Genomic DNA, 23933 nt, shown 5'->3' with positions numbered 1-23933 from the left:
CCCGCGTGGCGGCGGGTCGCCCGAGTGGCCGTCCGGCGACGAAGGCGGTCCCCAGTGGCCCGCCGGCGACGAGCAGCCGCCGAGGCGGCCGCAGCGCCCGCGTCAGCAGGGCATGCCGCCGCGCCGCGCCGTCCCGCCACCGGGGCAACGCGCGCAGCAGGGCCCGCCCGGCTCCCCGCCGCAGGGCTTCCGCCAGCCCGGCAACCGGCCGGTGCCGCCACCCGGGCGCGAGCCGGACCTGATCACCCACCACGCGCACAACGGGACCGACGACTTCGGCCGCGACCCGTACGACGACGGCTACGACGACGCTGCCTTCAACGAGTTCGCCGACGACGTCGAGCCCCAGGACGAGCTCGACGAAAAGGGCAAGAAGGTCCTCACGCCGGCGCAGCGCAAGAAGCGCCGGTGGAAGATCATCCGGCGGGTGTCGTACGCCTTCGTCGGGCTCTTCTTCGTCGTCCCCGCGATCGCGTTCGTCATCACGTACTTCCTGGTCGACGTGCCGACGCCGGACAGCATCAAGTCGCTGCAGAACCAGCCGATCACCTACTTCGACGCCAACGGGCAGCAGCTGGGCCGGGAACTCCCGCCGGGCGGCGACCGCCAGCTGCTCAAGCCGGGCGAGGTGCCCGAGGTCGTCAAGCACGCGGTGTACTCGGCGGAGGACGCGACGTTCGAGACCAACTCGGGCTTCGACGTCACCGGCATCCTGCGCGCGGTCTGGAACCAGGTGTCCGGCGGCCAGGGCGGTGGTTCGACCATCTCCCAGCAGTACATCAAGCAGGCGACGCAGAACGACGCCCCGACGCTGACCCGCAAGTGGACCGAGCTGGCCAAGTCGTTCAAGATGAACAACCAGCAGTCCAAGGAAGAGATCATCACTTCCTACCTGAACATCGTCTACTTCGGCCGCGGCGCGAACGGCATCCAGGCGGCCGCGAAGGCGTACTTCAACAAGGACGCCAAGGACCTCAACGCGTCCGAAGCCTCGCTGCTCGCCGGCCTGATCCAGGGTCCCGGCCGTTCGGAGAACCAGGCGTACGCCCAGAAGCGCTGGGCGTACGTGATGGACCAGATGGTCGCCAACAAGTGGCTCCGGGCGGACGAGCGCGCCACCTTCCAGTACCCGACGCCGATCGCGAAGAACGCCAACAAGGAGCAGAACTCCGGCAAGCTGACCTACCAGGTCCAGCAGCGGATCAAGGACGAACTCGCGGCGAAGGGCTACGACGAGAACAAGCTGTTCTCCAGCGGCGCCAAGATCTACACGACGATCGACCCGGCGGCCCAGGACGCGGCGGAGAAGGCCGCCGCGGACGGCATGAAGGGCCAGACCGACGAAAACCTGCTGAACGCGCTGGTCGCGGTCGATCCGAAGACCGGCGGCGTGCTTGCCTACTACGGCGGGCCGGAGCTGGTGAAGGACGCCAACGGCAAGGACCAGATCGGCCAGGACCGCGCCAACCAGGCGAGAAACCCCGGTTCGTCGGTCAAGGCGTTCGACCTCACGGCGTTCCTCAAGATGGGCAAGGGCCTCGGCGAGACGTTCGACGGCTCGAACAACCGGGTGCTCGGCGGCCGCACGGTCCGGAACGCGGGTGACAGCGCGAGCTGCGGCAAGGACTGCACCGTCGCGAAGGCGATGGAGATCTCGGCGAACACCGTGTTCTACGACATGGTGCTGAACGTGACGAAGCCGTCGCGGGTCGCGGAAGCGGCCAAGGAAGCCGGGGTCAAGGTCGCGCCGGACGGCAAGAGCGTCCTCTACACCGACGACAACAACATCTCGCTCGGTGGTGGTGGCACGGCCGTGACACCGGAGGACATGGCGGCCGCGTACTCGTCGTTCGCCAACGGTGGCACGTACCACGAGCAGCACTTCGTCGCGAAGCTCACGAACAACCAGGACGAGGTCGAGTTCGACCAGAACAACATCAAGACCAACCCGGCGTTCGACGACGACGCGTCGAAGAGCCAGCAGATCGCGGGCAACGTCACCGAGGCGCTGGTCCCGGTCATCAACCACTCGAACCTGAAGTGCCCGAGCGGTCACGAGTGCGCGGGCAAGACCGGTACGCAGCAGTACACGGCGAAGGACAGCGACCCGAAGTCGTACGGCGACCGCAACGCGCAGACGTGGATGGTCGGCTACACGCCTTCGGTGTCGGCGGCGGTCTGGGTCGGCGGCGACGGCAACAAGCCGCTGCACGATCCGAAGAACAAGCCGATCTTCGGTGCCACCATCGCCGGCCCGACGTGGCAGAACTTCATGAACCTCTACCTCAAGGGCAAGCCGGCGGAGAAGTTCGACAAGGTCCAGGCGATCGGCAAGGACGTCAACGACGTGACGACGACGCAGTCGAAGCCGCCGGACACGCCGACCACGACGACGCCGCCGACCAGCACGGAAAGCTCGCCCAGCACCGAGCCGTCGGACACCGACACGAGCACGCCGACCCGGACCCGGACCCGGCCGGGCCCGCCGATCACGAGCATCGACCCCGGTCAGGGCAACACGTTCGGTGGTGGTGGCGGAGTCGCCCAGCCACCGGGCTCCGGGCCCGGGTAGCAGCGTCCTCCTTCAGGGCCCTCCGCGAACGCGCGGAGGGCCCTGAAGCGTTTCAGGAAGATCGTTTCGGCAACCCGGGTGCCTCACGCGCGTCTTTTCCAAGAGGGGGCGGCGACTCGTGCTGCCCGCGGACCCACTGGAGGACTGCCCCGTGTCCGACGATCGATCCCGCTCCTGGCCCGGCCAGGGACCCGATCCGCGCCGTCGCGCACCCCAGGGTCCGCCGCCCGGCCAGGGTCCGCGCCGCCCGCAGCAGCCCTGGCAGCAGCAGCCACCCCAGCAGCCGCCGCGGACGCCGCCGCGCGGGTACCGCCCCGAGCCGCCGCCGATGAGCGGTGGCCCCGAGCTGATGACGCACCACGCGTACGAAGAACCGGTCGACGACGGCCGGCCCGATGACGACGGCAAGCCGGTCCTCACGCCGGAACAGCGCAAGAAGCGCCGCTGGAAGATCATCCGGCGGGTCGCCTACGCGTTCGTCGCGGTGTTCTTCGTGCTCCCCGCGATCGCGTTCGTCATCACGTACTTCCTGGTCGACGTGCCGTCGCCGACCGAGGTGGCGCAGAACCAGAGCCAGGCGGTGACCTACCTCTTCGCCGACGGCTCGCCGATGGGCAAGGACGTCCCGCGCGGCGGCAACCGCGTGCTGCTGACGCCGGAGCAGATCCCCGACGTCATGAAGCACGCGGCGATCGCGACCGAGGACGACTCCTTCGAGACCAACTCCGGTTTCGACGTCGGCGGCCTGCTGCGCGCGGTGTACAACCAGGCCACCGGCGGCACGGGCGGTGGCTCGACGATTTCGCAGCAGTACATCAAGAAGGCCACCGACAACGACGCCCCGACGTTGACGCGCAAGTGGACCGAGCTGGCCAAGTCCTTCAAGATGAACCAGACGTACGAGAAGAAGGACATCATCACCGCGTACCTGAACATCATCTACTTCGGGCGCGGGGCGTACGGGGTGGGCGCGGCGTCGCAGGCCTTCTTCCACAAGGACGCCAAGGACCTGACCTTCTCGGAAGCCGCGTTGCTGGCCGGCCTGATCCAGCAGCCGGGCCGCTCGGAGAACCCCAAGGTCGCGCAAGACCGCTGGAACACCGCGCTCGACCGGATGGTGAAGAACAACTACATCACCGCGGCCGACCGCGCGGCGGCGAAGTTCCCGACGCCGATCCCGCTCGAAGACAGCAAGCAGCAGGCCGGCGCGCCGCCCGCGTTCGTCGTCCAGCAGGTGAAGGACGAGCTGGCCGCGCACGACATCCCGGAAGACCGCTACTACTCCGGTGGCTTCGTCGTGCAGACGACGATCGACCCGAAGGCGCAGCAGGCCGCGGAGCAGGCCGCCACCGAGGCGCTCGAGAACCAGGTCGACGACAACCTGCTCGACGCGCTGGTCGCCGTCGACCCGAAGACCGGCGGCGTGCTCGCCTACTACGGCGGCAAGCCGATCGTGCAGGTCAACGGGCAGGACCAGGCCGGGCGCGACTGGGCGAACACACCGCAGAACCCGGGTTCGTCGATGAAGCCGTTCGACCTCACGGCGTTCCTCAAGATGGGCAAGGGCCTCGACGCGACGTTCGACGGCTCCAACAACCGCACCTTCGACGGCCGCGTCGTGCGCAACGCGGGTCCGGGCAGCAGCTGTTCGCAGGAGTGCACCGTCGCCGAGGCGATGAAGCGGTCCGCGAACACGGTCTTCTACGACATGGTCCTCAACCAGACCCACCAGCAGCCGGTCAAGGACGCGGCGCGCGAAGCCGGCGTGAAGACCAAGAACGACGACGGCGGCCAGTCGATCATCTCGACCAAGGACAACAACATCTCCCTCGGCGGCGGCGAAACCCAGATCACGCCGCTGGACATGGCCGCGGCGTACGCGACGTTCGCGGCCAACGGCCAGCAGCGGCCCCGCCACTTCGTGCTCAAGGTGAGCAACGCGCAGAACGAGGTCGCCTACGAGGCGTCGACCGACGCCAAGGCCGCGTTCGACAGCGACGCGGACAAGAGCCGCCAGATCGCCGGGAACGTCACCGAGGCGCTGAAGCCGGTGATCGACTTCTCGCACCTGAAGTGCCCCAGCGGCCACGAGTGCGCCGGCAAGACGGGGACCCAACAGCACACGAAGACCGCGGGCGAGCCGTCGTGGGCGGCGAACGCGAACTCGCAGACGTGGATGGTCGGGTACACGCCGTCGGTCTCGGTGGCGGCCTGGGTCGGCGGCGACGGCAACAAGCCGCTGCACGGCAAGAACAACTCGCCGATCTACGGCTCGACCATCGCCGGCCCGATGTGGCAGAAGTTCCTCTCGCTGTACCTGACCGGCAAGCCGGGCGAGCGGTTCGACAAGGTCGACCGCATCGGCGGCGAAGTCCCGCCGCCGCCGTCGTCCGACGTGGCCACGACGACGGACGCGACCCCGACGGACGAGAACCAGGGCGGCGACGGCGACAACAACGGCAACGACGGCGACCAGGGCGGCAACCACGGCAACCAGTCGTCGTCGCAGGAGAGCACGCCGAAGCACACGAAGACGCCGCCGACGTCGAAGGAGACCCCGACGAAGTCCGACGAGCCGGACAACTAGCCGGGCTGAACCACGGTGGGCCGCGGTCCGTGTCCTCTTCGAGAGGACTGCGTCCGCAGCCCACCGTGGAGGACGGCCCGTGAACCACGACCGCACGTCACCCGGCCGGCAGCACGTCCCGCGTCGACGTACCCGGCGGCCGGTGCCGCGCTCCGGCCTGCTGGGCGCCGAGCCGGAGCTGATCACCCACCACGTGCACAACGGCACCGAGCCGGACGAGCCGCCGACCGTGCCGATCCTGCGGCCGCGCCCCGGTCAGCCGCCGCGACGGCCGCGGCCGCTCACCGACCGGGACCTGCGGCGCCGGCGCTGGCGGCGGGTCCGGCGGATCGCCTACGTCGTCGCCGGGCTGTCGTTCGCCGTTCCCGCGATCGCGTTCCTGATCACCTACCTCGCCGTCGACGTCCCCTCACCGGAGACGGTCGCGCAGGCGCAGGGCCAGGCCGTGACCTACCTCTTCAGCGACGGCACCGAGATGGGCAAGGACGTGCCCACCGGCGGCAACCGGCAGATCCTCGCGGCGAACCAGATCCCGGACGTCGTCAAGAAAGCCGTGATCGCGACCGAGGACGCTTCCTTCGAGACCAACTCCGGCTTCGACGTCGGCGGCATCCTGCGCGCGGCGTACAACCAGGTCACCGGCGGGTCCGGCGGCGGGTCGACGATCTCGCAGCAGTACATCAAGAACGCTTCCGGCGACGACGACCCGACCCTGAGCCGCAAGTGGGTCGAGCTCGCGAAGTCGTTCAAGATGAACCAGACCTACGAGAAGGCGGACATCATCACCGCCTACCTCAACATCATCTACTTCGGCCGCGGCGCCTACGGGATCCAGGCCGCCGCGCAGGCCTACTTCGGCAAGGACGTCGGGCAGCTCGACTACTCGCAGGCCGCGCTGCTCGCCGGGCTGATCCAGCAACCGGGCCGCTCGGAGAACACAGCCGTCGCGACGGGCCGCTGGAACACCGCGCTGGACCGGATGCTGAAGAACGGTTACCTGACGCCGGCCCAGCGCACGGGCGCGAAGTTCCCGGCGCCGATCCCACTGCGGGAGAGCCGGGAAGCCGGCGCGCTGAACCCGTTCATCAAGAAGCAGGTCAAGGCCGAGCTGGCCGCGCAGGGCATCGACGAGAAGCAGTACTACTCGGGCGGCTTCCAGGTGTTCACCACCATCGACCAGCAGGCGCAGCAGTCGGCGGAAAAAGCCGTCGCCGAGGGCATGGCCGACCAGACCGACGACCGGATCCTGAACGCGCTCGTCGCGGTCGACCCGAAGTCCGGCGGCGTGCTCGCCTACTACGGCGGCGAGGCGATCGTGAAGGGCCCCAACGGCGAGGACCTGGCCGGCCGCGACTGGGCCGACGAGCCGCACAACCCGGGTTCGTCGATGAAACCGTTCGACCTGGCCGCTTTCCTCAAGCTCGGCCGCGGCCTCGACGCGCGCTTCGACGGCACGTCACCGCGGACGTTCCCCGGCGTCGACCTGCCGATCCGCAACGCGGGCGACAGCAGCAGCTGCTCGCAGCAGTGCACGGTCGCCGAAGCCATGCAGCGGTCCACGAACACGGTGTTCTACGACATGGTCCTCAACGTCACGAAACCGTCCGGGGTGGCGGAAGCGGCGCAGGAAGCGGGGATCCGGACGGACGGCAACGGCGGCCGCAGCAAGTTGTTCACCGGCGACAACAACATCTCCATCGGCGGTGGCGGAACCCAGGTCACGGCGGCCGACATGGCGTCGGGGTACGCGACCTTCGCCGCGGGCGGCATCCAGCGCGACCGCCACTTCGTGCAGAAGGTGACCAACGCGAACGGCGAAACCGCTTACCAGGCCAAGGAACGCCCGACCGACGCCTTCGCCGACAACGACCCGCTGAAGAGCGCGCAGATCGCCGGGAACGTGACGGCGGCGCTGGCCCCGGTGATCCAGTTCTCGCGGCTGAGCTGCCCGGCCGGGCACGAGTGCGCCGGGAAAACCGGTACGCAGCAACACACCCCGCAGAACGACGAACCCGCGTCGGCGGCGAACGCGAACTCGCAGACGTGGATGGTGGGCTACACGCCTTCGGTGTCGGCGGCGGTCTGGGTGGGCAGCGACGGCGACAAGGCGTTGCGCGGCCCGAACGGCGCCCCGCTGTTCGGCTCGACGCTCGCGGGCCCGATCTGGGACCGGTTCATGCAGCTGTACCTGTCGGGCCGGCCGGGCGAGCGCTTCGACCGCGTGGCGGCGATCAGCTCGCCGCAGGACCGGGTGCAGGTCCAGCAGCAGCAACAGCAACCGGACCAGCAGAACCAGAACCGGCAGCAGGACCAGCAGGACCAGCGGATCCAGGTGGGACCCGGCAACCAGCAGCAGCTGGACCAGTTCCGCCAGTTCCAGCAGCGGCTGCAGGAACTGCAGGACCGGCAACGGGGGAGGAAGAGGCCGTGACGTCGGCGCTGGGGGACACCGGCGTCACGGCCAGACTGGGGGTCAGAGCTTGATGACCGTTCCTTCGACGCCCGAGCGGTGCGCCGCCTCGATCACGCGGAGGGCTTCGACCGACGACTCCGGGTCGACGGGGAAGGCACCATCGCCACGCAGGGCGTCGCGCACTTCGGCGTAGAACTGCTCGTAGCGGCCCGTTTCGGTGGGGACCGTCTTGACGTCGTTGCCGACGCCGATCTTGCCCGCGTCCGACGCGGGTTCGACACCCCAGCTTTCCTCACCGGGGCGCATCCCCGCCTTGATCTGGGGTTCCTGCACGTCGAGGCCGTACTTGGTGAACGTCGCCTGGTCGCCCAACACCCGGAACCGGGGGTTGAGCGTGCCGGCGAGCGCGGACGCCCACAGGTGCGACCGGACGCCGTTGACGTGCTTCAGCGCGACGAACACGTCGTCGTCGACCTGGACGCCGGCGCGGCGGCGGTCGGTCTCGGCGTACACCTGCGTGACCGGGCCGAACAGCTGCAGCGCCTGGTCGACGATGTGCGCGCCCAGGTCGTAGAGCAGGCCGCCGGCCTCGGCCGGGTCGCCGAACTCGCGCCAGTTGTCCTTGGGCTTGGGCACCCAGCGGTCGTAGCGGGACTCGAAGCGGAAGACCTCGCCGAGCTTCCCGGACTCGAGGACCTTCCGGACGGTGAGGAAGTCGGAGTCGAGGCGGCGGTTCTGGAAGACCGTCAGGCCGACGCCCGCCGCCTTCGCCGCGGCGACGACCTGCTCGGCCTCGAGCGCGGTCGGCGCGAACGGCTTGTCGACGACCACCGGCAGCCCGGCCTCGATCGCCCGCAGCGCGAGGGGGACGTGCGTGCGGTTCGGGGTGCTGACCACGACGAGGTCGAGGTCGCCGGCCCGCTCGAACAGCGCGTCGGCGTCCGGGACGACCTCCGCGCCCGGGTGGTCGGTGCGCGCCTGCACGGCGTTGCCCGACGTCGTGATCACCGCGGGGGTGAGGCCGGGCGTCGCCGCCACCAGCGGGGCGTGGAAGACACGCCCGCCGATGCCGTACCCGAGGATGCCCACGCGCAAGTCACTCATGCGGCCCATTAAACAACACTGTTGCGTTATTGACCAGACGTGGGAAGATCCGGACCATGGCGGACACCGGGGTGAACCTGCGCAACGTGCGCGAACACAACCGTGCCCTCCTGCTCACGCACATCCTGCGCGCCGGCGGCCTCAGCCGCGTCGAGCTCGCCGAACGCACCGGGCTCACCCAGCAGGCCGTCTCCAAGATCGTGCCCGAACTCCTCGACGCCGGCTTGCTGGACGAGGAACGCCAGGCCTCGACCGGGGTCGGCAAGCCCCGCACGCAGCTGACCATCCGGGCCGGCGCCCGCCACGCGCTCGGCGCGCGCCTGGACCGCGACGAGTACCGCGTGCTGCGCACCAACCTCATCGGCGAGGTCGAGGAGACGGCCGGCGGCCCGCTCCCGGCCGGCTTCACGCCCGAGCAGGCCGTCGAAGCGATCGGGTCGACCGCGCTCGAGCTCGCTGACGGCTTCGAGGTGCTCGGCCTCGGCCTCGGCGCGGTCGGTCCGCTGGACCACCTCGCCGGCCTGGTCCGCGACGCGACGAACATGCCCGGCTGGCACGACGTCCCCCTGCGCGACCTGCTCGAGAAGCGCACCGGACTGCCGGTGACGCTCGACAAGAACACCAATTCCGCCGCGTTCGCCCGGCTCTGGCCGCACGGCGAGCCGACGGCGACGGCGGTGGTGCTCGTCGGCACCGGCATCGGCGTCGGCCTGCTGATCGACGGGCGGCTCTACCGCGGCCCGCGGACCAACGCGGGTGAGTTCGGGCACACCACGATCGCCTTCGACGGGCCCGCCTGCGCCTGCGGACGCCGCGGCTGCGTCGAGATCATGGCCAAGCGGGCACCCGACACGCGGACCGCCGCCGGCTTCCTCGGGATCGGCCTCGCCGACCTCGTGCAGGTGCTCGACCTGGAGCGGATCGTGCTGGCCGGGCGCGCTGTGCGGGACGAACCGGGCACGTACCGTGACGCCGTTTCGGAACGGCTGGCGGAGCTGCTGCCGCTGCCGCAGTGGCAGCGGATCGAGGTCGTCGAGGACGACGGCGGCGAGGAGATCGTCACGCGCGGGGCGGCCGCGGAGGTCCTGGCCTCGTACTACGCGAATCCGGCATGATCACCGCCTTCACCTCGGTGGCGGCCGCCGACCGCTAACATCCGCAGTCGTGCCAGAGGAGACCACGCGCGAGCCGGACGAGGGCCCCGTGACGCTTACCCGGGCGGAACGGGTCGTCCCGAGCTGGAACGAGCCCCTCGCGGCGGCGGTCACCAGACCCCTCGGCGGCCCGCTCGGCGAGCACGCGGCGGTCGGCCGGCACTGGTTCTGGTCGCCGCAGCGCGTCGGCCTGCTGCTGGCCACCCTCGCGCTGATGCTCTGCTGGCTCGGCAAGGGCTCCTGCATCCAGCAGTACCAGGACTCCAGCGGCGCCAACCAGCTCGACTGGCGGGCGGGCCGCCCGTTCGTCGCGATGTGCTACTCCGACGTCGTGCCGCTCTACAGCTCCGAGCGGCTCGACCGGCCGGGCACCTTCCCGTACTACACGTCGTGGAAGGAGAGCTCGCAGACCGCGGAGAACGACACCCGGTACATGGAGTACCCGGTGTTCACCGGCCTCTTCCAGTGGGCGAACGCGAAGCTCGCGGCGGGCTGGCTGAACGTCGCCGAGAGCGGCTGGCTGCCCGGCGCGCTGCCGGTCGCCGTCTACTTCGACCTGACGGCGTTGTTCCTGGCGCTGGCCTGGCTGGTCACCGTGTGGGCGACCGGCCGGACGGTGAAACGCCGGCCGTGGGACATGGTGCTGGTGGCGGTCTCGCCGCTGGTGCTGGTGCACGCGTTCACGAACTTCGACGCGATCGCGACCGCGTTCACCGCGACCGGCCTGCTCGCCTGGGCGCGCAAGAAACCGCTGCTCGCCGGGCTCCTGCTCGGCCTGGGCGCGACGGCCAAGCTCTACCCGCTGTTCCTGCTCGGCGTGCTGTTCTTCCTGTGCCTGCGCGCCGGGAAGCTCACGCCGTTCTGGAAGACCGCGGCCGCCACCGTCGTGACGTGGCTGGCGGTGAACGCGCCGTTCATCCTCACCGCGACCCGCGGCTGGTGGGAGTTCTTCCGGCTCAACACGCTGCGGCCGATGGACCCGGACTCGCTCTACAACGTCCTCTCGTACGCCACGGGCTGGGCCGGCTTCGACGGCGTGCTGCAGAAGAACCAGACGCCGACGTACCTCAACCTGACGGTCGCCGTGCTGTTCCTGGCCTGCTGCGCGGGTATCGCCTACATCGCGCTCGCCGCGCCGCGCCGGCCGCGCGTCGGCCAGCTCGCGTTCCTCGTCGTGGCCGCGTTCCTGCTGACGAACAAGGTCTGGAGCCCGCAGTACTCGCTGTGGCTGGTGCCGCTGGCCGTGCTGGCGATCCCGCGCTGGCGGCTGCTGCTCGGCTGGATGCTGCTCGACGCCCTGGTCTGGGTGCCGCGGATGTTCTACTACCTCGGCGTCGACCACAAGGGGCTGCCCGAGGGCTGGTTCCTCGGCACGGTCGTGCTCCGCGACCTCGCCGTCGCCGCACTGTGCGTGCTGGTCGTGCGCGAGATCTACCGGCCGGGCACGGACCTGGTCCGCGCCGCGGGCGACGACGACCCGGCGGGCGGCTTCCTCGACGGCGCCCGGGACGTGATCGTCCCGAACGCCGTCCGGCGCCGCCGCAAGGCCGTGGCGGCTTAGCCCAGCTGTTCGCGCAGGTAGGCGATGTCGGTCGCCTGGCCGTCGGCCGGGGTCTCGACGACGACCGGCGCACCGGCGGCCCGGGCCACGCCGACCAGCACCTCGGGGTCGATCGTGCCCTCGCCCTCGACGACGTTGGCGTGCCGGTCGCGGGTCGAGCCGAACTCGTCGCGGGAGTTGTTCAGGTGCACCAGGTCGATCCGGCCGGTGATGGCCTTGACCTTCTCGACGGCGGTCTCGAGGTCCCAGCCCGCGGCGAACGCGTGGCAGGTGTCCAGGCAGAACCCGGCGCCGAACTCGCCGACCTTGTCCCACAGCCGGGCGATGACGTCGAGGTCGCGGGTCATCGCGTTCTCGCCGCCGGCGGTGTTCTCGATCAGGATCGGGACCTTGAAGCCGCCCTTCTCCTGCTCGCGCTCGAAGAGCTTGCGCCAGTTGTCCAGGCCGACCTCGACGTCGTCCTTCTCCCCGATGTGCCCGCCGTGCACGATCAGGCCCTTCGCGCCGATCGCGGCGGCGCCGTCCGCGTGCTGCGTGACGTTCTTGCGGGAGGGGATCCGGATCCGGTTGTTCAGCGAAGCCACGTTGATGAGGTAAGGCGAGTGGATGAACACCTCGACGGGGTCGGCCGCGATGGCCTCGCCGTGGGGGTGCGGCTTCGGGGCCTTCCAGCCCTGCGGGTCGGAGAGGAAGAACTGGACGACGTCGGCTTTGCGCTCGGCGACCGCGGTCAACGGGTCGTCGTCACGGACATGGGCGCCAATCAGCATGCCGAGCACGCTACTCCGGGTACTTCTTTCCCCTGTTGGACCGGCTGGTGACGCTCGTGGAGTACCGTGAGCGCGTTCCGTGATCCAGATTGGTCCGACTGCCGGAGGGCATCGATGGGGAAGCAGTTCACCCGGATCACCGCACTGGGATTCACCTCCGCCGCTTCGGCCGCGTTGTTCGCTTTCGCGATGCCGGCTGTGGCCAGCGCGGACCCGAGCCCGACCCTCGGCGGCGACTGCTCGGCCACCCTCCAGAACGGCCAGGCCCGCGACGCGAAGACCGGCCTCGTACTGGACGCCGGCGCCCCGCTGAACGCCCCGAACCAGCTGACCGTCGGCCTCGACTCCAGCGCCCGGAACACGAACGGCTCGGCCCCGCTGCTCACCCTCCCGGTCGGCGACACCGTGCGGGCGCTCGGCATCGGCGACGTGCCGGTGGTCGGCGACGCGGCCGCGAAGACGGTCTGCCCGGCCGCGCAGAGCGTCGTGAACACCGTCGGCGGCGTGACGCAGGGTGTGGCCGGCGAGCTGCCCCCGCTGCCGCTCCCGCCGAACCCGGCACCGCCCGCACCCCCGGCCCCGCCCGGCCCGACGCCGCCGGGGCAGACCCCGCCCGGCGACAGCACCGGCCCGGTGACCACCGGTCCCGGCAACGCGGGCCTGCCCGGCGACGCGATCTCGGGCATCTTCAGCAACGCCTCGCTGCTGCCGGGCAGCCTGGTCCAGGCGCCGGTGATCGCGCAGATCATCCCGGGCCGGCAGGTTCCGACGGTCGACGAGCAGAAGTCCGGCACGGCCGAGGCGCTCCCGGGCGTCACGCCGCCGGCGAAGCTGCCGATGCTGCTCGCGGTCCTGGCGCTGGCGATCGTCGCCGCGGCCCTCGTCCGGGCCTGGATCCGCCGCAAGCCGGCCTGATTTCACTGAAGGTGACGTCCGCTTCCACTCGAATGCCGGACATTTCTGAACGAGCGGGCGTCACCGTGCTGCCTTAACGTCGTTGTTCTGGGAAAGGGACACCGACGATGGGGCGGCAGCATGCAGGATCGGACACGGAGGGCAACGGCGGTCGGAGCGACGGCGTTCGTGCTCGCGGGTTCGGCCGTGCTCGGCATGCCCGGCACCGCCTCCGCCGACACCAAGACCGTGCCGTGCGGCAGCACCGTCACGGCGAAGCCCGGCGACCACATCCAGGGCTCGCTGCTCGGCCTCCCGCTCCCGGTCGACCTGGGCATCGTCGGGCAGGCGACCACCGTGCTCACCAGCGCGGTCGGCGGCCTGCTCAACACGGTCTGCAAGGTCACCGTGAACGTGGTGAACACCGTCGTCTCGCCGATCCCGGGCGTCGGCGCGCCCGCCGCGAGCGCGCTCAACCAGGCCGCGGACGGCCTGAACACCGCCGGGACCAACGGCCTCAACTCGATCAACAACGGCGGCAAGCAGGCGTCGCCGCAGCCCGGTACGGGCGGCAACCCGCAGCAACCGCCGTCCGGCGGGACCGGCGGCAACCAGCAGGGCGGCGCCCCGCAGGGCTCCGGCGGCATCCCGGAAGCCAACAGCCCGCTGCTCCCCGGCTTCTCCGGCGGCGGCGCGAGCCCGGCGTTCGGCGGCTTCCCGTTCAGCATCGGCACGGGCTACGCCCCGATGCGGGACTACAGCGGCATCCCGTTCGCGACGGCCGGGTTGTTCACGCCGTCGCCCGCCATCCGGTACGGCAGCCAGATCCCGGGTTACGCCCCGCAGTACGGCCTCACCAGCCCGGACCAGAACACGGCGGGCAACTCCGGGATCCAGACGGCGGGCCAGGCCGAAGCGCTACCGTCCGCGTCCGACGGTTTCACGGACGGGTCGAATCTCCCCCTGCTGATCGCGGTGCTGGCACTCTCCGGAGTCAGCGCGGGCCTCGTGCGGACCTGGGTGCTCCGCCGAATGGCCGCTGCGAATTGACCCGACTGCCGAGTATCTTTCGCGTATTGACTTCGTTGACCCTGTTGTAGGGAACGACGCCCCCGTAAGTCTCTGGAGGACAGTGCTCGTGCGGAAGTTCTTGACCGTGACCGCCCTTGCCGCCTTCGTGACCGGAAGCGCGTTCCTCTCCGCGGGCACGGCCTCGGCGAGCCAGCAGGTGGTCAGCAACAGCTGCACCGGCACGGTTACCGGCCAGATGGGCGACCAGATCGCGATCACCGGAGCTTCCGTCAAGACACTGGTCACCAACGGCGCGAACAACGCCGGCACGCTGGCGATCGGAGCCTGGGCGGGCGACTCGATCGCCGGCGTTCCGGCCATCACCGTGGGGCAGGTGCCGAACTCCGCGGGCGGCGAAGCAACCGGCGCGGCGATCGGCAAGGCGGTACGCACCGCATTGGCGAACTCCCACTCGCTCGGTCTCGGCCTCGACTGGAACAAGACCCTGAACAGCGTGGAGAGCACGGTCGCCAAGGCCTGCAACCTCACGCTGCTCGCCGGCAACTACGTCGCCCCGAGCACTCCGGGGCAGCCGGGCACCGGCGGCACGGGCACCCCACAGGACAGCACCCCCGGCGGCAGCACCGGCAACCTCTCGAACCTGAACCCGGGCACCGCGGGCGGCACGGGCGGCAGCGCCCCGATGCGCGACTACGGCGGCATCCCCACGGCGACCGCCGGCACGGCCGTCGCCCCGGGCGCGCGGTACCCCGCGAACGGGACGCTGCCCGGTGACGCTTCCGTCCCGCAGGCGGGTCAGGGCGACCAGAGCGGCCAGAGCGCCGGCATCCGCGACGCGGGCAACGCTCAGTCGCTCGCCTCGAACGGCGCTTCGAACGACGTCCAGCTGCCGATGCTGCTCGCGGTGATCGTGCTGGCCGGCGTCACGGCGGGGCTCGTGCGCACCTGGGTCCTGCGCCGCGCGAGCTGACCCCGGCCTCCGGCCCCGGAAGCACCTCCAGGTAGCCTTACCTGGACAAACCCTCCTGCCACGGACAGTCCGTGGCCGCGAGCCCATAGGAGGTGAGTGGTTGTGTCACGCCATTACGAGGTAATGGTCATCCTGGACCCCACGCTCGACGAGCGCACGGTCGCCCCCACGCTGGACAACTTCCTCAACGTGATCCGCACTTCGGGCGGTTCCGTGGAGAAGGTCGACGTCTGGGGCCGTCGTCGTCTCTCGTACGAGATCAAGAAGCACGCCGAGGGCATCTACGCGCTGCTCGACCTGAACTCGTCTTCGGACGCGGTGAAGGAGCTGGACCGCCAGCTGTCGCTGCAGGAGACCGTGCTCCGCACCAAGGTCATGCGTCGCGAGGTCAAGCGCGCCGCGGCCAAGCCCGCCGCCGCCAAGGCCTGAGCCCGAGGGGATCCCCGATGGCTGGAGACACCGTCATCACGGTGATCGGCAACCTGACGTCCGACCCGGAGCTGCGCTTCACCCCGTCCGGTGCGGCGGTCGCGAACTTCACCGTCGCGTCCACCCCGCGCACCCTCGACCGGCAGTCCGGCGAGTGGAAGGACGGCGAGGCGCTGTTCCTGCGCTGCAACATCTGGCGCCAGGCGGCGGAGAACGTCGCCGAGTCCCTGACCCGCGGCGCCCGCGTCGTCGTGCAGGGCCGCCTGAAGCAGCGGTCGTTCGAGACGAAGGAAGGCGAGAAGCGCACCGTCGTCGAGCTCGAGGTCGACGAGATCGGGCCCTCGCTGCGCTACGCCACGGCCAAGGTCAACAAGGTCAGCCGCGGTGGCGGCGGCGGTGGTGACTTCGGCGGCGGCGGTGGCGGTGGAAACCGCGGTGGCGGAGGCGGCGCGCCCGCCGACGACCCGTGGGGTTCCGCACCGCCCGCCGGTGGCGGCGGTGGCGGCTTCTCGGACGAGCCCCCGTTCTGATCTCGTACACATCCACAAAGATTTGAGTTACCAGGAGTAGACAGTGGCCAAGCCACCCATCCGCAAGCCCAAGAAGAAGGTCTGCGTGTTCTGCAAGGCCGAGAAGAAGGGCCGCCCGGAACTGATCGACTACAAGGACACCAACCTGCTGCGGAAGTACATCTCCGACCGCGGCAAGATCCGTGCCCGTCGCGTCACCGGCAACTGCAGCCAGCACCAGCGTGACATCGCCATCGCGGTCAAGAACTCCCGCGAGATGGCGCTGCTGCCCTACACCTCGACCGCGCGCTAAGGGAGGGCACTGACATGGCGAAGATCATCCTCACCACGGACGTGGCCAACCTGGGCGGCCCCGGCGACATCGTCGAGGTCAAGGACGGTTACGCGCGCAACTACCTGCTCCCGCGGGGCTACGCGATCGTGGCCTCCAAGGGCGCGGAGAAGAACGTCCGCACGATCCAGCGCGCGCAGGAGAGCCGTCGCATCCGCGACCTCGACCACGCCAAGGAGATCAAGGCGACGCTGGAGGGCCTCGGCGCCGTCCAGCTCACCGGCAAGGCGGCCGAGGGCTCGAAGAAGCTCTTCGGTTCGATCACCGCCGGCGAGATCGTCGACGCGATCAAGGCGGCCGGTGGCCCGCTGCTCGACAAGCGCGTCATCGAGCTGCGCGACCACATCAAGACCGTCGGCAAGCACTCGGTCGGCGCCCGGCTGCACCCGGACGTCAAGGTCGACGTGCGCCTCGAGGTCAAGGCCTCGCAGTAAGGCAGTACGCCGTGCACAAGGCGGGTCGCTCCCTGGTGGGCGGCCCGCCTTCACGCGTTTCGGGGGAACCCCGGACAGACGGCGGCCGTCGTAGGACAATGGAGCGGGACGCGAAGGGAGCGCACTCGGATGGGTAACGAGGTCAACATGTCCGCGCCGTCCGGCGGAGGGGGTTTCACGTTCGACGCCGACAAGATCGACGGCGTGATCAAGAAGTGGCAGGACCTCCAGGCCGACCTCAAGCGCGACTATGACGACGCCAACCTGATGGCGAACGTCAAGGCGCCCGGCAAGGAGTTCGCCAGCGGTGACTGGGAGAAGCTCGCGAACCCGTCCGGCAAGGCGTTCCTCGAGCAGAACTCCAAGATGCAGGAATACGTCAAGAACTACATCGAGGCCCTGACGGCCGCGAAGCAGAAGATCACCACCAAGGAGTCGGACACGCAGGCCGACCTCTCGAAGACGGGGAACCAGGCCACGTGAACCGACGACTCCTCGCCGCCGGCGCCCTGGCCTTCGCCGTGCTCGCCGTCGCGGGCTGTTCGGGCAAGACCCGCGGCACCGCCAACCCGGCGGCGACCGCCGAGTCGAGCTCCAGCGAGACGACGAGCCGGTCCGCCGCCGACTCCGCGCCGCGGGTGCCGGAGCCGTTGAACACCGCGAACATCACGTCGGACGCGTGCAACACCATCAACGCGGCCGGCCGCTCCACCCTCAGCCTCGGCGACGGCACCCCGCGCAGCACCGGCAACGGCCCGAGCTGCACCTTCCAGGAGGCGGCCGACCCGGGCAACCAGATCGACGTGACCACGGTGACGGCGAACAAGAACGGCCTCCAGGACGTCTACGACACCAAGGCGAACGACGCCTACTTCGGCGAGTCGCAGGCCTACGGGTACCCGGCCGTCTACGCCGCCGCGCTCGACGACCGCAAGAACGGCAAGTGTGGCCTGTTCGTCGGCGTGACCGACGAGCTGGCCGTCAACATCCTGGTGCAGTACGACCACGGCGCGGGCGCGGCGGACCCGTGCTCGGTCGCGGGGAAGTTCGGCGAAGCGATGGTCCAGACCTTGATGGGGGGCTGACATGCTGGAACTGGTCCTGCTCGGCGGGTTCGCCGCGTACAACATGGCCACCACGCACTCGGACGACCACACCTCGCAGCAGGGCGATCGCAAGATCGACTGCTACGACATCTGGCACCAGGTCACCACCGGCCCCGGCACCGGCTCGATCCAGAACGGGCAGGCGGCGGCGAGCCGGCTGAAGGGTGCCTACGCGGACCGGCTGACGACCATCGACACGCTGGCCAAGGAGATGGACTCGGCCTGGACCGGCGGCGGTTCGGAAGCGGCGCAGAACGCCGGCGCGCACCCGCTGCGGGTGTGGATGGAGGACTCCGGCACCAAGCTCACCGACTCCGACAAGTACCTCGGCGAGCAGAACAACGCGTTCACCACGGTGCACGCGCAGGTGCAGGAGGTCCCGAAGGACCCGCCGAAGAACAACCTGCTCAACGCGGTGACGCCGTGGACGACCGACACCGACCGGGCGATCCGCGACTACAACACCAAGGGCCAGGCCAACGTCGACGCCTTCAACACCTACTACAAGGCGAGCAACGACAACGGCCAGAAGATGCCGACGTACTCCGCGCTGAAGGGGCAGCAGGAGAACGTCAGCGTCGACAACGGCAAGGACGGCAAGAAGAAGCCGGGTAACGGGAACGGCAACGGGACGGGAGACGGCGAGCGCGGCGGTGCCCCGGGCACCGGCCCCGGCGGCGTGAACATGCCCGGCCCGGGTGGCGTCCCGTCGTTCCCCGGCTCGCCGAACACCCCCGGCGGCAGCTTCGACCCGTCGAAGGTGCCGGGCGGTGGGTACGACCCGTCCAAGGTGCCCAGCTTCGACCCGGGGAAGGTGCCGAGCGGGAGCTACGACCCGTCGAAGCTGCCCGGCGGCGGCAACTACACCCCGCCGAACTTCAACGACGGCACGCACTCGTCCGGTTTCTCGCCGTCGGACGTGCCGGGGATGCCGGGCTTCGGGCCCGGCGGCGGTACGCCGAGCTTCTCCGGTGGCGGTGGCAGCGGCAGCGGGTTCGGACCCGGCGGCTCGGCCGGGATCGGCGACCCGACGGCGGGCTTCGGCCCGGGCGGCGGCGCGGGCTTCGGGCCCGGTGGCTCGACCGGCGCGGCCCTGCCGGGTGGCGCGGGCTCGGCCGGCGCGGGCCGCGGCGGCATGGGGGCCGGCGGCGCCATGGGCGCGGGCGGCGCGGCGGCCGGGCGCACGGGTTCCACCGGGATGGGTGGCATGGGCGGCATGGGCCACGGCGCCAAGGGCCAGGGCGGCGGCGACGAGGAACGCACGTCGAAGTACCTGCTCGGCGACGACCCGAACGACATCTTCGGGACCGACGAGCTGACGGCCCCGCCGGTCATCGGCGAGTAGCGCACGCGGGAGGCCCGGGCGCGTGCCAAGATGGGCGCGCCCGGCGTTTCGGCTGCACCGGGTTCGGATTCCTACTGGGGGAAAGCGTGCTGGACAGGCAGGTCACCATCTCGACCGGCACCCTGATCAACCTGATCCGGCGCCGGGGCGGCGAGCCGCACACGGTGCTGTCCGACAAGCCGACGTGGTACAGCGACGAAGCCCAGCGCGCCGAGGACGAGCGGGTCAACGCCGAGCTCTCGAAGGCCGGGTTGTACGGCCCGCGCGGCATGCACCCCGGGTTCGTCGCGACGGTCGAAGCGATCGCCCGGCCGCAGCTGGAGTACTACGGCTGGGTAGACGGCGGGTTCCAGGGCAAGCCGGTCAGCTACCGGCTGCTGGCCGGCAGCGCCGGCGGTGAGGCGTTCGTGCTGGCCAAGCACGAAGAGCTGGACGCCGTCGTGCTGGAGTCGTCACGACCGGGGGAGCTGCTCGACGACTTCCTCGGCCAGATCCCGAAGCTGGCGCCCGGGCGCGGGACGCCGCTCGCGGTGCCGAAGAGCCAGCTCGAGGGAAGCCCCCGCGGTGACGACGGCGGGTACGCGGTGCTCCGCAACGACCGCCCGGCCGAGGGTTCGCAGGAGGCCGACGAGCTCCGGCGGATCCTGGCGCTACGCCGAATGGGGAGCGGCAGCCTGTACGTCGCGGCCCGCAGCCGCACCGGCGGGTGGCAGCGGATCGAACGTCCGGTGAACTACATCGATACCTCGGAAGGCCGATGGCTGACCGAAGAGGTTCCGGGGCGCGGGGAGAACCGGATCGCCTTCACCCCGGCCGACCAGCGCGTTCTCGCCGACCGGTTACGCAGCGCACAGGGCAGGCTGACCGCGGCCTGATCCGTCGGCCGTTCAGCCCACCGGGTGACCGCTCTACCCTCCGTGATATTCATCCACAGGTCGCGCGACTCAATGGTCTCCGGCTGGTCCACGACACGCCGAACAACGGGTTTCACGCGACACGCCGAACGAGTTTTCGGCAAGTTCTCCACACCTTGTTCACAGGCTTTGACCTGCGGAGTTACCGAAGCCGATCAGCCTTGTCCCCAAGTTGTCCACAGCTCTCGGGCCACCTGTGACTGGTTACCCCCGTTCATCCCCAGGTTGTCCACAGATGGGTCCCCATCCGGAATTGCCATCCGCCTTCCGGGGGATCTAGCGTGCCCGCTCGGGCCTGTACTCACGGTGGCGCTCCGCGTGTCGAAGACGACTGACGGACGTTGTCCCCGATCATCGGGGAGGGGCCCGGAGACGGGTGACGCGGATCGAGCCGCGTGCTTCGAGAGCGAAGATCCGGCATACTCGAACGGGTGTTCGACACGATGAGGAGGTGTCCGGGGCGGTGGCGCTGACCGACGACCGCAGTCCGATGTACGCGGAGTCCGACCCGGGTCCGAGCGACCCCGGCTCCGGTGGTGGGGGCGGCGGGTTCGACCGCCAGCCGCCGCAGGACCTCGCGGCCGAGCAGTCCGTGCTCGGCGGCATGCTGCTGTCGAAGGACGCGGTCGCCGACGTCATCGAGGCGCTCGGCCCCGACGACTTCTACCGGCCCGCGCACCAGGCGATCTACGACTGCATCCTCGACCTCTACGGCCGCGGCGAGCCCGCCGACCCGATCACCATCTCGGCGGAGCTGGAGCGGCGCGGGGAGCTGGGCCGCGTCGGCGGCGCGCCCTACCTGCACACGCTGATCGCGACGGTGCCGACGGCGGCGAACGCGGGTTACTACGCGGAGATCGTCGCCGAGAAGGCCGTGCTGCGCCGCCTGGTCGAGGCCGGCACCCGGATCGTGCAGTACGGCTACGGCGCGGCCGCGGCCGACGGCGCGAACATCGACGAGGTGGTCGACCGCGCGCAGGCCGCGATCTACGACGTCACCGAGCGCCGGACCAGCGAGGACTACGTCGCGCTGGAAGAGCTGCTGCAGCCCACGATGGACGAGATCGACGCCATCGCCTCGCGCGGTGGCCAGTCCCAGGGCATCCCGACCGGGTTCACCGACTTCGACGAGCTGACCAACGGGTTGCACCCGGGCCAGATGATCATCGTCGCCGCCCGTCCCGGTGTCGGCAAGTCGACATTGGGTCTGGACTTCGCGCGCTCGGCGTCGATCCGGCACGGCATGACCAGCGTCATCTTCTCGCTGGAAATGAGCCGGACCGAGATCGTCATGCGCATGCTCTCGGCCGAAGCCAAGATCCGCCTCGCCGACATGCGCGGCGGCAAGATGTCCGACGACGACTGGACGCGGCTGGCCCGCCGGATGAGCGAGGTGTCCGAGGCGCCGCTGTTCGTCGACGACTCGCCGAACATGACGATGATGGAGATCCGCGCGAAGGCCCGGCGGCTGAAGCAGCGCAACGACCTCAAGCTCGTCGTCCTCGACTACCTCCAGCTGATGACGTCCGGCAAGCGCGTCGAGTCGCGGCAGCAGGAAGTCTCGGAGTTCTCGCGGCAGATGAAGCTGCTGGCGAAGGAGATCGAGGTCCCGGTGATCGCGATCAGCCAGCTGAACCGTGGTCCCGAGCAGCGCACGGACAAGCGCCCGATGCTGTCGGACCTGCGTGAGTCCGGCTCACTGGAGCAGGACGCCGACCTCGTCATCCTGGTCAACCGCCCGGACGCCTGGGAGCGCGACGACCCGCGCGCGGGCGAAGCGGATCTGATCATCGCGAAGCACCGTGCCGGGCCGACGGCGACGATCACCGTCGCCCACCAGCTGCACTACAGCCGGTTCGTCGACCTCTCGCACGACTAGCCGAGCGCGCTGTACCCGCGGACGAACGCCGTGAGGAGCCTGCCGAAGTTCTCGCGGTCCTCCTCCGGCCAGTCCGCCATCACCTCGGCGAACACCGAGCGCCGGAAGGCGTGCAGCTCGTCGAGGTGCGCCTGGCCGGCTTCGGTCGGCACGAGCACGGCACGCCGTCCGTCGCGCTGATCGGCTTCGCGGCGCAGCAGGCCCTGTTCGACCGCGCGCGCCACCAGCCGGCTCGCGCGTGGCTGGTCGACACCCATCGCCGCGCTCAACGCGGTCACCGTGCCCGCCTCGCCGCGTTCGGCGAGCTCTTCGACGACGTCGAGCAGTTCGTGCACCGGGTCGTGCGCGCCCTGGCCGCGGGCCTTGCCGATCCGGCTCAGCGCCCGCCGCTGCTGGCTGCGGCGGATCGCGATCATGGCGCGTTCGACGTCGGCCACCGCGTCCGTCATGGTTGCTCCACCTCCGAACTGCATGTACTTTTACATGTAGTTGTTCATCGACATAGTCGGAGTACCCATGAAACCCCTCGGATGGCACCTGCGCCACGTCCACGAGCTCCTCGAATCCTCCATGGCCCAGGCCCTCGACGCGGAGTCGCTGAGCCGCCGGCACTGGCAGGTACTCAACACGATCGCCCTCGGTGCCCGCACGCCGGAGGAGGTCGGCGCGGCACTGGCCCCGTTCGGCGAGACGGCCGGTCAGCTGGCCGACCTCCGGACCTGCGGCTGGGTCGCCGGGAACGGCGAGCTCACCGACGCCGGCCGCGAAGCCCACACCCGGGTCGAGGCCCGCGTCCGGACGTTCCGCACGGCGGTGACCGACGGCATCAGCGACGACGACTACCGCACGACGATCCGCACCCTGGAGCGCTGCGCGGCGAACCTCGAAGGGCACTAGTGGAATATCCCGGACCGCACCGGCGTCAGGTATCCTAGTAGTTGAACTTTCAAGCACTGGAGCCGTCGATGACCCGCACCCCGGTCCTCTACCTCAGCCACGGAGCGCCGCCGCTCGCCGACGACACCACGTGGACCCGCCAGCTCGCCGCCTGGTCGGCCGACCTGCCCAAGCCCCGCGCGATCCTGGTCGTGTCGGCGCACTGGGAGGAGGCCCCGCTGACCATCGCGGCCACGACGACCGTGCCGCTCGTGTACGACTTCTGGGGCTTCCCCGAGCGCTACTACCAGGTCAAATACGCGGCACCGGGCGCGCCGGAGCTGGCGGAGAAGGTGCGGAAGCTGCTTCGCTCGACTGACACCCCAGTGCACGACGCGCCGGAGCGCGGCCTCGACCACGGCGCCTACGTGCCGCTGGTCGAGATGTACCCGGACGCAGACGTCCCGGTGCTGCAGGTGTCCATGCCTTCGCTCGACCCGCAGGAGCTGTTCGACCTCGGCCGCAAGCTCGCGCCGCTGCGCGACGAAGGCGTGCTGATCATCGGCAGCGGCTTCTTCACCCACAACCTCAGCGGCATGGCCCGCGCGACCGACGGGACACCGCCCGCGTGGTCGGCCGAGTTCGACCACTGGGGCGACGAGGTCGTGCGCGGCGGAGACGTCGACGCCCTGCTCGACTTCCGGCACAAGGCGCCGGCGGCGGCCCTCGCGCACCCGCGGATCGAGCACTTCGCGCCGCTGTTCGTCTCCCTCGGCGCGACGGCGGAGGAGAAGTCCGGCCGCACGGTGATCGACGGCTTCTGGCACGGGCTGGCGAAGCGGTCCCTGCAGTTCTCCTGACCGGCCCCGGAACACGAACGAGCCCCAGGAACCTGATCGGTTCCTGGGGCTCGCCGTCTCCAGGGAAGGAGCGTTCCATCGATCGGCAGGTGCTCCGTGCGAGGAAACCTCGCGGCGCGGTGGAACACCTGCCGGGGTTGGGGGGCCGGGCGGGTTCTGGCTGAACCTCACC

22 protein-coding genes are annotated in these 23933 nt (G+C 70.2%); 19 read left to right on the top strand and 3 right to left on the bottom strand.

Features of this window, described 5'->3' with window-relative positions:
- Positions 1–112 precede the first annotated feature (112 nt).
- The 3 genes from BLV96_RS17835 (at position 113) to BLV96_RS17825 (ending at position 7590) form a co-directional block, all read left to right on the top strand.
- Positions 113–2572, top strand: coding sequence for a transglycosylase domain-containing protein (locus BLV96_RS17835; protein ID WP_086679628.1), 2460 nt, complete (start codon positions 113–115; stop codon positions 2570–2572).
- A gap of 151 nt (positions 2573–2723) precedes the next feature.
- Entirely contained in the window at positions 2724–5159 is a 2436-nt protein-coding gene (locus BLV96_RS17830; RefSeq protein WP_244180293.1) for a transglycosylase domain-containing protein, read from the top strand.
- A gap of 79 nt (positions 5160–5238) precedes the next feature.
- Positions 5239–7590, top strand: coding sequence for a transglycosylase domain-containing protein (locus BLV96_RS17825; RefSeq protein ID WP_086679633.1), 2352 nt, complete (start codon positions 5239–5241; stop codon positions 7588–7590).
- Between the two features lie 42 nt (positions 7591–7632).
- On the opposite strand, the gene BLV96_RS17820 is transcribed toward BLV96_RS17825, so the two are convergent.
- Positions 7633–8676 carry a Gfo/Idh/MocA family oxidoreductase gene (locus BLV96_RS17820; protein ID WP_086679636.1) on the bottom strand — a complete coding sequence of 348 codons (1044 nt, stop codon included), beginning with the start codon at positions 8674–8676 and terminating at the stop codon, positions 7633–7635.
- A 56-nt stretch (positions 8677–8732) separates the two neighbouring features.
- Here BLV96_RS17820 and BLV96_RS17815 point away from each other — a divergent pair, with 56 nt between their 5' ends.
- Positions 8733–9791, top strand: coding sequence for an ROK family transcriptional regulator (locus BLV96_RS17815; protein ID WP_091389328.1), 1059 nt, complete (start codon positions 8733–8735; stop codon positions 9789–9791).
- Between the two features lie 49 nt (positions 9792–9840).
- A complete protein-coding gene (locus tag BLV96_RS17810) occupies positions 9841–11391 on the top strand; it encodes a glycosyltransferase family 87 protein (RefSeq protein WP_091389327.1) in 1551 nt (516 codons plus the stop codon).
- Here BLV96_RS17810 and BLV96_RS17805 read toward each other — a convergent pair.
- Positions 11388–12161, bottom strand: a complete 774-nt coding sequence (locus BLV96_RS17805) for a deoxyribonuclease IV (RefSeq protein ID WP_167379641.1) — start codon at positions 12159–12161, stop codon at positions 11388–11390. The genes BLV96_RS17810 and BLV96_RS17805 overlap by 4 nt on opposite strands.
- Before the next feature lie 114 nt (positions 12162–12275).
- Here BLV96_RS17805 and BLV96_RS17800 point away from each other — a divergent pair, with 114 nt between their 5' ends.
- The 12 genes from BLV96_RS17800 (at position 12276) to dnaB (ending at position 22025) form a co-directional block, all read left to right on the top strand.
- Positions 12276–13076, top strand: coding sequence for a hypothetical protein (locus tag BLV96_RS17800; RefSeq protein WP_091389321.1), 801 nt, complete (start codon positions 12276–12278; stop codon positions 13074–13076).
- Between the two features lie 120 nt (positions 13077–13196).
- The gene (locus BLV96_RS17795) at positions 13197–14105 is read left to right on the top strand and encodes a hypothetical protein (protein ID WP_208608257.1); all 909 of its coding nucleotides are present in this window, start codon (positions 13197–13199) and stop codon (positions 14103–14105) included.
- Between the two features lie 82 nt (positions 14106–14187).
- Positions 14188–15057: a hypothetical protein gene (locus BLV96_RS17790; RefSeq protein ID WP_208608256.1), complete on the top strand. Its 870-nt coding sequence runs from the start codon at positions 14188–14190 to the stop codon at positions 15055–15057.
- 102 nt (positions 15058–15159) lie between these two features.
- Entirely contained in the window at positions 15160–15486 is a 327-nt protein-coding gene (rpsF, locus tag BLV96_RS17785) for a 30S ribosomal protein S6 (RefSeq protein WP_176173898.1), read from the top strand.
- A gap of 17 nt (positions 15487–15503) precedes the next feature.
- The gene (locus tag BLV96_RS17780; RefSeq protein WP_086675418.1) at positions 15504–16016 is read left to right on the top strand and encodes a single-stranded DNA-binding protein; all 513 of its coding nucleotides are present in this window, start codon (positions 15504–15506) and stop codon (positions 16014–16016) included.
- A 43-nt stretch (positions 16017–16059) separates the two neighbouring features.
- Complete coding sequence (gene rpsR / locus BLV96_RS17775; RefSeq protein ID WP_003098744.1) at positions 16060–16308, top strand: 30S ribosomal protein S18; 249 nt, start codon at positions 16060–16062, stop codon at positions 16306–16308.
- Positions 16309–16322: 14 nt separating this feature from the next.
- The gene (gene rplI / locus BLV96_RS17770; protein WP_086675417.1) at positions 16323–16781 is read left to right on the top strand and encodes a 50S ribosomal protein L9; all 459 of its coding nucleotides are present in this window, start codon (positions 16323–16325) and stop codon (positions 16779–16781) included.
- A 129-nt stretch (positions 16782–16910) separates the two neighbouring features.
- Positions 16911–17264, top strand: a complete 354-nt coding sequence (locus tag BLV96_RS17765; protein WP_086675416.1) for a hypothetical protein — start codon at positions 16911–16913, stop codon at positions 17262–17264.
- Complete coding sequence (locus BLV96_RS17760) at positions 17261–17866, top strand: DUF3558 domain-containing protein (protein WP_086675415.1); 606 nt, start codon at positions 17261–17263, stop codon at positions 17864–17866. The genes BLV96_RS17765 and BLV96_RS17760 overlap by 4 nt, the downstream gene beginning before the upstream one ends.
- A gap of 1 nt (position 17867) precedes the next feature.
- The gene (locus BLV96_RS17755) at positions 17868–19232 is read left to right on the top strand and encodes a hypothetical protein (RefSeq protein WP_086675414.1); all 1365 of its coding nucleotides are present in this window, start codon (positions 17868–17870) and stop codon (positions 19230–19232) included.
- An 86-nt stretch (positions 19233–19318) separates the two neighbouring features.
- The gene (locus BLV96_RS17750) at positions 19319–20107 is read left to right on the top strand and encodes an ESX secretion-associated protein EspG (protein ID WP_086675413.1); all 789 of its coding nucleotides are present in this window, start codon (positions 19319–19321) and stop codon (positions 20105–20107) included.
- A 502-nt stretch (positions 20108–20609) separates the two neighbouring features.
- Positions 20610–22025, top strand: coding sequence for a replicative DNA helicase (gene dnaB / locus BLV96_RS17745; RefSeq protein WP_086675412.1), 1416 nt, complete (start codon positions 20610–20612; stop codon positions 22023–22025).
- On the opposite strand, the gene BLV96_RS17740 is transcribed toward dnaB, so the two are convergent.
- Positions 22022–22474 (bottom strand): MarR family winged helix-turn-helix transcriptional regulator, encoded by a 453-nt coding sequence (locus BLV96_RS17740; protein WP_086675411.1) that lies wholly within the window; start codon positions 22472–22474, stop codon positions 22022–22024. The genes dnaB and BLV96_RS17740 overlap by 4 nt on opposite strands.
- 67 nt (positions 22475–22541) lie before the next feature.
- On the opposite strand from BLV96_RS17740, the gene BLV96_RS17735 reads away from it, so the two are divergent.
- On the top strand, positions 22542–22922 hold the full coding sequence (locus BLV96_RS17735; RefSeq protein WP_086675410.1) for a hypothetical protein: 381 nt from the start codon (positions 22542–22544) through the stop codon (positions 22920–22922).
- Positions 22923–22990: 68 nt separating this feature from the next.
- On the top strand, positions 22991–23761 hold the full coding sequence (locus tag BLV96_RS17730) for a dioxygenase family protein (RefSeq protein WP_086675409.1): 771 nt from the start codon (positions 22991–22993) through the stop codon (positions 23759–23761).
- Positions 23762–23933 lie beyond the last annotated feature (172 nt).

It is taken from the genome of Amycolatopsis pretoriensis (assembly GCF_900107925.1).
GTDB lineage: Bacteria > Actinomycetota > Actinomycetes > Mycobacteriales > Pseudonocardiaceae > Amycolatopsis > Amycolatopsis pretoriensis.
Note: the sequence above shows the minus strand (reverse complement) of the source record. Positions and strands in the feature narration are given on the sequence as shown.